Source organism: Halolamina salina (genome assembly GCF_042678005.1).
In the GTDB taxonomy this organism is placed as follows: domain Archaea; phylum Halobacteriota; class Halobacteria; order Halobacteriales; family Haloferacaceae; genus Halolamina; species Halolamina salina.
Genome location: NZ_JBHUDH010000025.1, coordinates 26,857 through 37,722 on the forward strand (window position 1 = coordinate 26,857; position 10,866 = coordinate 37,722).

Here is a 10,866-nt window from a genome sequence, read left to right on the forward strand (position 1 = left end):
CCGCTCGGCGTCCAGCGCCGGGTAGATCTAGCGCGGTCGCTCGCGCTCGAACCCGACGTGTTGCTGCTGGACGAGGCGTTCTCGAACCTCGACGTGGCCCTCCGCGTCGAGATGCGTGAGGAGGTGACACGAATCCTCAACGAGGCGGGCGTCACCGCCGTCTCCGTCACCCACGATCAGGAGGAGGCGCTGTCGATATCCGACCGCGTGGCGGTGATGTCCGACGGCCACGTCGAGCAGGTCGGCAGCCCCGAGTCGCTGTTCGAACACCCCGAGTCCCGCTTCGTCGCCTCGTTCCTCGGGCAGGCCAGCTTCGTCCCCGGGGAGATCACCGACAGCTCCGTCGACACGACGATCGGCTCCTACGGCCGCGACCTGCTGAAGGGCGTGACCGACGAGTACGTCGGCGCCGAGGTGGACGTGCTGGTCCGCCCCGACGACCTCCGGCTCGCGCCGGTCGACGGCGAGGCCGGCCCCATCTCGGCCGAAACCGAGGCCGTCAGGGCGAGCGCGGACGGGGGGACCCCGTCGGCTCCCACCGCCGACGGTGAGGTGATTCGTCGCCAGTACACCGGTCCCTCGTTCGTCTACCACGTCGAACTCGACGACGGTCCCGTGGTGCGCTGCCTGCACAACCACGCCGAGGAGGTCGACGTTGGCGAGCGCGTGCGCGTCCGCCTCGTCGCCGACCACACCCTCGCTTGGTACCCCGCGGCGTAGATGTCCGGGAGGCCCGTCGCCGACTCCTCCGGCGCGACCGAGACGCTTCGCACCGCCGTCGCCGCCGTCCGTGACCGCCTCGACCGCGGCCGGGTCGCGATCCTCCTGCTCGCGCTCGTCGCCGCAGTAGCCTCGTTTTTGGTCGCGACGCGGATCTTCCCGTACCACTCGATCAACCACGACGAGGGCGTCTACCTCCAGCAGGCCGAACTGCTGCTCTCGGGGAAGCTGTTCCTCCGGCCGCCGGTCGAGGGGTCGTTCCGGCCGTGGTTCTTCGTCGAGAGCGGGCGGGGGCTGTATTCGAAGTACCAGCCCGTCCCGGCCGCCGTGTTCGCGCTGGGACGGGTCCTCGGCGCCTACCCGATCGCGCTGGCGGGGATCTCGGCGGGCGTCGTCGCCGGCACCGCGGCGCTGGCCCGCGAACTGTTCGACTGGCGGGTCGGCGCCGTCGCGGGCGTCCTCGTGCTCGCGTCGCCGCTGTTCCTGATCCACTCCGGAGTGTACCTCCCCTACGCGGTGACGGCGGCGTTCGAACTCTGCTTCGCGGTGGCGTACCTCCGCGGGGAGCGAACCGGGAGCCGTAGACTGGCGGCGGTCGCCGGCGCCGCGATCGCGACCGCCTTCTTCGCCAGACCGTACACCGCCGTGCTGTTTGCGTCGCCGTTCATCCTTCACGCGGTCGGCACGCTCGTCCGCTCGGGCGCGTGGCGGACGCCGTTCGAGGCGGTGAGCGACGAGCAGCGCGCGCTGTTCGCCCGTCGCGCCCTGACCGCCGGCCTCGGGATCGTCGGCGTGCTGGTCGCGCTCGGGTACAACGTGATCGTCACAGGCGACCCGCTCGTGTTCCCCTATCAGGCGTTCGCGCCCCACGACGGGATCGGCTTCGGCCACCGCGAGATCCTCGGCCACGAGGAGAACTACACGCTCGAACTCGGGATCGAGTCGAACCGCCGCGTCCTCGCCCGGCTGTTCACCGAGTGGGTCGCGATGGGACTCGTCGGCGCCGTCCTCGCCGCGGCCGGCGTGCTGGCGACTGCCGGCTCGGCCGTGCTCCGGCGCGTTCCTGACGCGAGCGAGCGCGCGTCGGCCGCGCTCGTGGGCCGACGCGCGACCGTCGCGGGGATGTTCGTCTCGATCGCGGCTGGCAACGTCGCGTTCTGGGGGAACTTCAACATCCTCGGCGCGCTCACCGTTCAAGAGGACGGCCTGATCCACAGCCTCGGCCCGTACTACCACTACGATATGCTCGTCCCGACCGCGGTGTACGGCGCCGTCGCCGTCGTGTGGGGTGCGGACCGACTGGGGAGCCTCGCCGCCCCGAGACTCCCCGACACGCTGACGGCGCCCCGGGTCGCCGTCGCCGTCGTGATCGTCGCAGCGGGCGTCGCCGCCCCCGTCGCCGCCGACGCCGCCGAACGCCCCCTCGACCACAACGCGGCGGTCAGCGAGGAGCTCGCGGCCGCCTACGAGCCGTTCGAGGCGGAAGGTGGGCTCTCGATGGGCAACGCCGCCCTCGGCGGCAATCAGACCGACGAGAAGACGCTCACGTTCCTCACGCCGGTGTACGGCCCGTGGCTGAACCACCCGTTCCAGGCGGTCCGGAACGATCCGGAGTTCGACGGCCCGTCGCTGTACGCCATCGGCGACGACGACGAACTCGACGTGGCCGCCGCCAAGCCCGATCACGAGCTCCGGCGGTACGTGATGCGCGGCCCGTGGAACCCCGTCGACGGCGAGAGCGTGACCGCCGAACTCCGCCCCGTCGAGCGCGTCTCGGGGGAGTCGGTCAGGATGGACGCCGCGGTCGGTATCCCCGAGGGCGCCCAGTCGGTGTCCATCCGCGCCGGCGGCGACGCCGGGCAGACGTACGCCACGGCGAACGTCAGCGAGGGGACGCTCCGGCTGACGCTGACGGTCAACGGGACAGGTGCCCGCCTCGCTGGCGAAGGCGTCCGGAGCCCGGGGAGCTTCGACGTGGAGGACCGCGACGAGCTCACCGTCACCGTGTTCGTCTCCACCGGCCCGAGCACGGGATTCAGCTACCAGCTCGTGTTCCCGATCGACGCCGGCGGCGACGAGGTGCGTGCACTGTCGCCGACGCGGGAGCGCTGTCCCGTGCCCGATCGCTGCGTGCCGGCGGGGCTGGGTTCCTCGCCGCCCGGGCAGTTCGCGAACGCGACGGTGGAGTCTGTTTCTGAGTAGCGTTTGTGGGTGTTACGGCTCGTTTGCGCCGGGCTGGACGTACTTCTGGATCGGAGTCCACCACCAGCGCCACTTCCAGACGAACAGCGCGCCGCCGAGTAGTAACGAGGTCCAGAGGACGGCGATATCGCCGGTGTAGAGGCCGTAGGCGGGAAGGGCGACGAGGAGGGTGAAGAGGAGCAGGAGTGCGGGTGGGAGGAACTGGTCGCGGGGCATGGCTCGTCGTTCGTGGGGTTGGTCCGTGAAGCTGTTCGTTCGGTGAGTTGGGTTCGTGTGTGTTCTTGGTTCTGCGACGGCAACCGCGGCCGCAACAGCATCTCGATCGTTGGCAACTGAGGCAGCAACCGCGACAGCAGCCCGTTCGTTGACTACTTGCGACCGCAGTGCGCCGGACACGAGGCCCGGCGCAGCACGGAGTCCCCACCCCTCCCCCGCGCGCCGGCGACCGTTGCCGGCGCGCTGCGTCCACCGCATCCGCACCGGTGTGGCGGTCGGCGCGAAGCGGTCGCGCCTCCGTGCGCGACCCGAGCGCGAGGGATGAGGGAGCGAAGCGACCGAGTCGGGTGGGGAGGTCTGTGGGCTGTGCGGGCGGTCGCGGTCGCAAGTGGTCTAGCTCACTCCGCGGTCCAGTCGCTGGTGAGATCACCGTACAGGAGCAGCTAACGCCAACCGCCAACGAAGAACCGAACGAGAACCCGAACCGCCTTAGAACAGACTCGTCAACTGCCGCTTGCGCTCCTCGGCACACACCCGGAGAATCGAGCCTGCGATCTCCGCGCCGCCCGAGAACGGATCCAGCTTCGTCTCGCCCAGCCGTTCGTCGTAGGCGATCGGCTCCTCGCGGATTTCGTACCCCCGCATCGCCGGCCGGATCAGTAGTTCCGCCGAGAGCCCGGTGTTCTCGGTCCAGGTGATCTCCTCGATCACGTCCTCGTGGTAGGCGCGCATCCCCGTCGTCACGTCGTGGAGGTACTCCCCCGAGAGCACGCTCGACAGCCCGGCGAACGCGTAGTTACCGAAGCGGTTCAGCGTCGGCATCGTGTCGGCGCCGTGGTAGAGACGGTCGCCGCTGACCACGTCGTACCCCTCGTTGATCAGGTCGAGGAAGTCCGGAATTCGCTCCATCGGGTAGGTGCCGTCGCAGTCCGTGGTGATCCGCACGGGATTCGTGGCAGAGAGCAGCGCCTTGCACACCGCGTAGCCGTACCCTTGCGGCTCCTGCTCGATCACGGTCGCGCCGTGGTCGCGGGCGATCTCGGCGGTGCCGTCGCTGGAACTGTCGACGACGACGACCTCCGCCTGTCCGTCGGTGGCCTCGTCGATGTCCTCCAGCACCGGCCCGATCGCCTCCGCCTCGTTGTAGCTGCCCATCACGACGCTCACGTCCCCGAGCGTGTACTCGCTCATGGCTCCTCGGAGGAGATGGGATGGTTTAGGCTTGCCGAAAAAGCTCGCTCGGAGAACCCCGCAGGCGTTTCCGGAGCGAGCCGGGTTTAAGTTCTCCCCGAGCGCAGAGTGCCCTATGGATCTGGAACTCGACGACACGAGCGCACTGGTGACGGCATCGAGCAGCGGCCTCGGGAAGGCGTCGGCGACGGCGCTGGCCCGCGAGGGCGCGAACGTCGTCGTCAACGGCCGCGACGAGGACCGCCTCGCCGAAGCCGTCGAGGAGATCGACGCCGTCGGCGACGGCGAGGTCGTCGGCGTCCAGGGCGACCTGACCGAGAAGGAGGACATCGAACACCTCGTCGAGCGGACGGTCGAGGAGTTCGGCGGAATCGACACGCTGGTCACCAGCGCCGGCGGCCCGCCCAGCGGCGCGTTCCTCGAGACCGACGACGAGGACTGGTACGAGGCGTTCGACCTGCTGGTGATGAGCGCGGTCCGGACCGTCCGCGCGGCCGCCCCCCACCTCAAGGAGTCCGATCACGGGACGATGACGTTCATCACCTCCCGCTCGGTGAAGGAGGCGATCGACTCGTTGGTGCTCTCGAACTCCGTCCGGATGGCGGTGATCGGGCTGGAGAAGACGCTCTCACAGGAGCTCGCGCCGGAGGTCCGATCGAACGCGGTGCTGCCCGGTCCCCACGAGACCTCCCGGATCGAGGACCTCGTCGAGCAGGCGGTCGACCGCGGCGACTACGACGACTACGAGGAGGGGCTGGCCGACTGGGGCGGCGGGATTCCGCTCGAACGCATCGGCGAGCCGATGGAACTCGGCGACGCCGTCGCCTTCCTCTCTTCGCCGAAGTCCTCCTACATCAACGGCGTCGCGCTCCCGATCGAGGGTGGCGCGGGCGCGAGCAACCTGTAACCGATCACGGCGCGTGACCGGCGAGCGGCGCCGGCCGCTCGCTCGGAGCCTTTGCCGTGGCTGTGTGTAGCCCCACGACCTTCTACTGCGAGAGGAAACTCAGCGCGTTCACCGTCGCGTGGACGAGCACGACGACGTAGACGCTCCCCGAGAGCACGTACAACACCGTCACCGCCAGCGCGGGCACGCTCGTGAACACGGTCGCCTGCAGCGAGAAGCGGTCGGTCGCGTAGTGGACGGCAGTGAAGACGAGCCACGAGACGAGGCCCGCGAGGACGACCGATCCCGACAGCCCGGCGAGTCGCTCGATCGGGTAGGCCTGATAGAGGACGGACTCGGTGACGCCGGCGGTGACCGCGGTGAACAGGAACGCCGCGGCCGGTCGCTCGCCCTGCTCTTCGGAGAACGCCTCGGAGGTGTCCCACTCGAACTGTCGGAAGAGGTTGTACGCGACCGTCGAGAGCGCGATCGTGCCGACGAGGCCGCCGACCCACCAGACGAGCAGGCCGGCGACGCCGCCGACGCCGCCGGCGATCGGTATCGACGGCGGCAGCGTCGCCCCGAGCGAGGCAAGCGGTTCGTTCTCCACGACGAGTACGTACGCCAGCAGCGCGCCCGTCACGAGCCACTTCAGCAGGTGCTCCCGGACCGTCTCGTCGTCCGGAAGCACCGCGGGGGCGGCGAACCGTCCGCCGAGGCGGCGGGCCGCGGGGTAGCCGGCGAAGGCGAGGGCGAGGCCGCCGGCGGTAGTGAGGAGGCTCATCGCTCAGACTGCGTGGCGTTCGGCGGGCGGGTCACTGTGGGCGCGTGACAGACGCCCGACGAATAAGCGTTGCCGTCCGCGCTACTCGGTCTCCAGTTCGGTGCCGCACTCGGGACACGTCCCGTCGACGATCGTGACTTGCAGGTCGCACTCGGGGCAGAACTCCCGGTAGCAGGCGTCGTCGCCCATGCTCTCGAGTACTCCCCGGGAACACATGAATCATGCCCTCTACGTGCGGAAAACGGCTCAATTCGGCTCGAAAACGGCGAACACGCTTATCAGCGTGAAGTTCGTTACTGCAAACAATTCGTGCGACACGCTGGACTCGGAGCTACGCTGTTCGTGTTCGTGCTGCTCGTCGCGGCGGTCGCGGGGCCGCTCGCCGCCGTCGGGAGCACCGCGTCGTCCGGCCCGACGGACGTCCACGCGGTCGTCGTGGGGAGCAACGGACAGCTCGTCGCCGTCGAGCAGGACGGGACGACACACGAGACCGGCGTCGATGCGACGATCACCGGTCGGACCATCGATCTGGACGGCGACACTGTCCTCGAGACTCCGTTCGTCGATTCGGGGGGGACGCTCAAGCTCGCGGAGCCCGACGGGACCACGACGACGCTCGCCGAGAACGCGCCGACCTCGGCGTCCGCGATCGCGGTCGGCGACCTCGACGACGACGGCACGGCGGCGGTGTTCTACCCGAACACCAGCGATTCGGGCCACATCTACAAGGTGGAGACCGGGGCCGACCCGGGAAGCCCGACACGCGTGACGCAAACGACGTCGAGCGGCGACGCGGGCATCGATGCGAACGCCGTCGCGGGCGTCGGTGATCTGGACGGCGACGGCCAGCCGGAGCTCGGCTTCACGGGGGGTTCGAGCACCGTCAAGTACCTCGACGGCGACACCGTGGAGACCACGGGCTACTCCAGCATCGGATCGAACAGCGGCGGGTACGGGCTCGGCGGCGTCTCCGACGTCGACGGCGACGGTGTCGCGCGGATCACGCTCGTCACCGGATCGAACAACATCGCCCTGATCGACGACCAAGGGAACATCGAGAAGATCAAGGAGGTGTCGGCAGCGCAGGCGCCCATCACCGCGGCCAACTGGACCGGCGGGTCGTCGCTGGAGCTCCTCTACCTCGACACGAACAACAAGCTCGCGTACACCACGCTCGACGGCCAGCACGAGCAGATTCAGGGCGCGAACGGCGGCACCATCGAGGGGGCACAGTCCGCCGGCGTCGCGATGAGTCCCGGGCTGGCCGCGCCGGAGATCACCGACTACAACGTCACGAACCCCGCCGGCCGCGAGATCAACGTCTCGATCACGGCGGACAAGCGGCTGGAGACCATCAGCGTCAACGTCTCCGGCCCCGACCCGACCACGCTCACACGGGCCGACTTCGGGGAGTCCGGAAGCGGGCCGTACACCTACGTCGCGACGTACACCGCCGACATCGACGGCGAGTACACGGCGACCCTCGAGGCAGCCGTCGGTCCCGACGGGAACGACGGCGCGCAGGATCAGCAGCGCAGCGTCGTGATCGAGACCGCGGGCCCGACCGTCGAGAACGCGACGATCGAGGACCTGACCGACGACGACGGCGCAGTCGGCGGGAACCACACGGTCGCAGTCAGCGCCGACGTCCCGGACACCGACCCGTCGAACGTCACCGTCGTCGCCGACGCGAGCCCGTTCGGCGCGGGCGAGGTCACGCTGGCGCACACGAGCGGCTGGACGTACGCGGCGAACTTCACCGTCGACGCCAGCGCCGTTCCCGAGGACGGGAGCCAGTCGATCGAGGTCACCGCGACGAACCAGTACGGCAACGACGGGGCGGCAGCCACGGGATCGCTGGTCGTCGACACCACGCCGCCGGCCGCCGACGCGGGGCCGGACGTGAACCCCACCACCGGGACCAGCGTCACCTTCGACGGCGACGGCTCGACCGACCTGACCGGCATCGAGCAGTACAGTTGGGAGTTCGGCGACGGGACGACCGCCACGGGCAGGTCGGTGACACACGTGTACGACGAGCCGGGAACGTACACGGTCACGCTCACGGTCACCGACGGCGTCGGTAACATCGCGACCGACACGCTGACGGCCACCGTCGAGGAGGCCGATTCGGGTTCGACGAGCACGTCGACTTCGGATCCGACCCCGACGCCGACCTCGACTTCCGAGCCGGCCCCGACCGCTACACAGACACCGGCACCGACCGAAACTGACGACGCCTCCGACGGCGGGGACACCGAGGTGATCGTCGTCGACGAGGGGACCACGGTCGTGACGCGTGTCGACGGCAGCACCGTCGATGTCAACGTCTCGCACGCGACGGCGGGGAGTTCGGTCGCGCTGTCGATCCCGGCTGGCGAAGTCAGCGAACGGTGGGGCGTCACGGTCGAACGGATGACCGTCCTCCCCACCCGCGACGGCGCGTTCGAGGTGACCGTCGACGGGAACGCGAGCGCGCCGACCGGGGTGACGCCGGTGAACCGGACGCGGGCCACCGAGCCGCTCGCCTACTGGGCAGTCAACCACACCATCGACGACGAGAACGTCGCGGGTGCGACGTTCGAGTTCAGCGTCCGTCCGGGACTCCTGAACGGCTCCCACCCCGACGCGCTCACCCTCTATCGCTACGACGACGGGAACTGGACGGCACACGACCCGCAGGTGGTCGACCACGACGGCGACCGCTACCACTACCGCGTCCACAGCCCGACGCTCTCGACGTTCGCCGTCGGCGTCCGGCAGACCAACTTCTCCGTCGAGCGCGCCACACTGCGAGAGAACGAGATCCAACTCGGCGACACCGCGATGGCGACGGTGACCGTCGAGAACACCGGTAGCTCCGACGTGACTCGAACGATCGCGTTCCGCCTCGGGAACGAGACGATCGAGAACCGGACCGTCACCGTCCCCGCGGGCGAGCGCCGCACGCTCAGCTTCGCCGTCGAACCGACCCGGACGGGCGAGTTCGACGCGGTGGTCGCCGGCACCGTCGCCGGCACCCTCTCCGTGACCGGCCCGACGCCGACGGCGACCGCGACGCCGGCGTCGCCCACCCAGAGCGGGCCCGCCTCCCCGCTGCTACTGCTGCTGGCGCTCCTCGCCGTGGTCGGGGCAGCGTACTACTACCTCACCCAGCGTGCCGGCTACGCGTCGATCGGCGACCGGCTGGGCCGGTGAGCCGAAGAACTGTGTCGGCCGCTTCCACTCCCCTCCACTCTGGCCGACGGATCAGCCGGCCCGGGCGCCGGAACGTTCAACAGCCGAGCGTGCCGAGTGGGGACGATGACTGACTGGCCGAAAGACGTCGGCGGCCACGCCGTGACCGAACAGTGGGAGTGTGCGGACTGTGGGGCCGACTTCGACTGCCTCTCGCAGTTCCGACGGACGGACTGCTCGTAACCGTCGCCGATAGAGGCTGCCCCGTCCCTCGACTGGCTCGGGGTCGGGAGCGCACCAAATCGCCGTTCAGCGACTCCGTGGTGAGCATCGGGACAGGACGGGCTACTGCGAACTCGGTGCGGACTCGCTCGACACCTGCGGCGAAGAAGAGACGCGGTCGGTAACGCCGGCGGAGTGGTAGAACTGCTGGAGACGGCGTCTGCGACTGGTAGCTACGCCTCGTCGACCATCCCGCCGAACGTCGAGTCGGCGTCGGCGGGCACGTCGAAGTCGTGGTAGTGCTCGCCCTTCTCCTTGCTGAGGATGTTGAGCGCGGCGGCCGCGCCGTCGCCCGCGGCGATTACCGCCTGCCACTCCTCGGCGCGGACCATCGCGCCCGTCGCGTAGGCGTCCTCCACGCTGGTCTCCATCGTCACATCGGCGTCGACGACGCCCTCGTCGGTGAGCGCACAGCCCAGTTCCTCCGCGAGGTCGCGGTTCGCGCCGGTCGCGAGCACCACGTACGGCGCCTCGTGCTCGCCCTCCTCGGTCGTCACGGCGAACCCGTCGTCGGTCGCCGCCACGTCGGTCACCTCGACGCCCTGCTTCCGGTCGACGCCGAAGCTGTCGACCTGTGTGCGCAGCGTGTCGAGAAAGGCCGTCCCGTCCTGCGACCCAACGCCGGGGTAGTTGAACAGGTGGGCCTTGTGCATCCACGTCTCGTCGGTGTCGAACACCGTGGTTTCGAGGCCGTTCTTCTCGGTGAACAGTGCAGCGCTCAGGCCGGCGGGACCACCGCCGACGACGATTACGTCGGTCACATTCGAAACTGTGTCTCTCGACCCCTAACTCTTTCCACGGTGGCAGGTGGGGGGTGTGAGCGTTCCCCGGACACCCCGCTCGCGGACCGCTAACCCCTTCCCCCGTGAGGGCGACGCCCGAACTGCGTGCAGGACACGCTCGCGCTCGTGGTCGGGATCGGCATGCTCGTCTTCGGAAGCGACCGAACCGTACAGGGGGCGTCGACGATCGCCCGTGAACGGGGCGTCTCGACGTTCTTCGTCGGCGTCACGCTGGTCGCGATCGGGAGCTCGTTGCCCGAGATCGCGACCGCGGTCTACGGCGCCGCCTACGGGCAGGGCTCGCTGGTCGTCGGCCACGTCGTCGGCTCCGCCACCTCCCAGATCACGCTCGGCGTCGGCGTCGTGGCGCTGCTGGCGCCGCTGTCGGCGACGCGGAACGAGGTAGCCACCTACGGCGCCGGGATGGTGGTCGCGATGGGGGTGATGCTGCTGGCGGTCTCCTCGGGGAGGGTCACTCGCCTGCAGGGCGTGCTGATGGCGCTGGGGTATCTGGGGTTCGTCGCCGTACGCTACGCGTACACCGACCACGGCAGCGTCGCGTCGCGGCTCTCGGAGTCGGACGCGATCGACCGCCCGCTGCTCTGGGCGGCCGTCGGGATCGTGCT

General features: G+C 69.6%; 8 protein-coding genes and 1 pseudogene. 5 read left to right on the top strand and 4 right to left on the bottom strand.

Translation table 11 applies throughout. From position 1 onward, the window contains the following. Positions 1-720: ABC transporter ATP-binding protein (locus ACFR9S_RS03210; RefSeq protein ID WP_379818055.1), on the top strand; the 720-nt coding region annotated here is incomplete at its 5' end. Next, the gene (locus tag ACFR9S_RS03215; RefSeq protein ID WP_379818056.1) at positions 721-2,922 is read left to right on the top strand and encodes an ArnT family glycosyltransferase; all 2,202 of its coding nucleotides are present in this window, start codon (positions 721-723) and stop codon (positions 2,920-2,922) included. Positions 2,923-2,934: 12 nt separating this feature from the next. Here ACFR9S_RS03215 and ACFR9S_RS03220 read toward each other — a convergent pair whose 3' ends face one another. Further along, positions 2,935-3,138, bottom strand: coding sequence for a hypothetical protein (locus ACFR9S_RS03220; protein WP_379732901.1), 204 nt, complete (start codon positions 3,136-3,138; stop codon positions 2,935-2,937). 489 nt (positions 3,139-3,627) lie between these two features. Then, complete coding sequence (locus tag ACFR9S_RS03225) at positions 3,628-4,329, bottom strand: dolichyl-phosphate hexose transferase (RefSeq protein WP_379730674.1); 702 nt, start codon at positions 4,327-4,329, stop codon at positions 3,628-3,630. A 115-nt stretch (positions 4,330-4,444) separates the two neighbouring features. Between ACFR9S_RS03225 and ACFR9S_RS03230 the strand changes: the two genes are divergently transcribed. Beyond that, positions 4,445-5,236 carry an SDR family oxidoreductase gene (locus ACFR9S_RS03230; protein WP_379730675.1) on the top strand — a complete coding sequence of 264 codons (792 nt, stop codon included), beginning with the start codon at positions 4,445-4,447 and terminating at the stop codon, positions 5,234-5,236. Between the two features lie 82 nt (positions 5,237-5,318). Here ACFR9S_RS03230 and ACFR9S_RS03235 read toward each other — a convergent pair whose 3' ends face one another. Beyond that, entirely contained in the window at positions 5,319-5,999 is a 681-nt protein-coding gene (locus tag ACFR9S_RS03235) for a CPBP family intramembrane glutamic endopeptidase (protein ID WP_379818057.1), read from the bottom strand. 309 nt (positions 6,000-6,308) lie between these two features. Here ACFR9S_RS03235 and ACFR9S_RS03240 point away from each other — a divergent pair, with 309 nt between their 5' ends. Further along, a complete protein-coding gene (locus tag ACFR9S_RS03240) occupies positions 6,309-9,197 on the top strand; it encodes a PKD domain-containing protein (RefSeq protein WP_379818058.1) in 2,889 nt (962 codons plus the stop codon). A 434-nt stretch (positions 9,198-9,631) separates the two neighbouring features. On the opposite strand, the gene ACFR9S_RS03245 is transcribed toward ACFR9S_RS03240, so the two are convergent. Then, positions 9,632-10,219 carry an NAD(P)/FAD-dependent oxidoreductase gene (locus ACFR9S_RS03245; protein WP_379732632.1) on the bottom strand — a complete coding sequence of 196 codons (588 nt, stop codon included), beginning with the start codon at positions 10,217-10,219 and terminating at the stop codon, positions 9,632-9,634. Positions 10,220-10,366: 147 nt separating this feature from the next. On the opposite strand from ACFR9S_RS03245, the pseudogene ACFR9S_RS03250 reads away from it, so the two are divergent. Further along, positions 10,367-10,866: pseudogene (locus ACFR9S_RS03250) on the top strand (sodium:calcium antiporter); the annotation flags it as partial.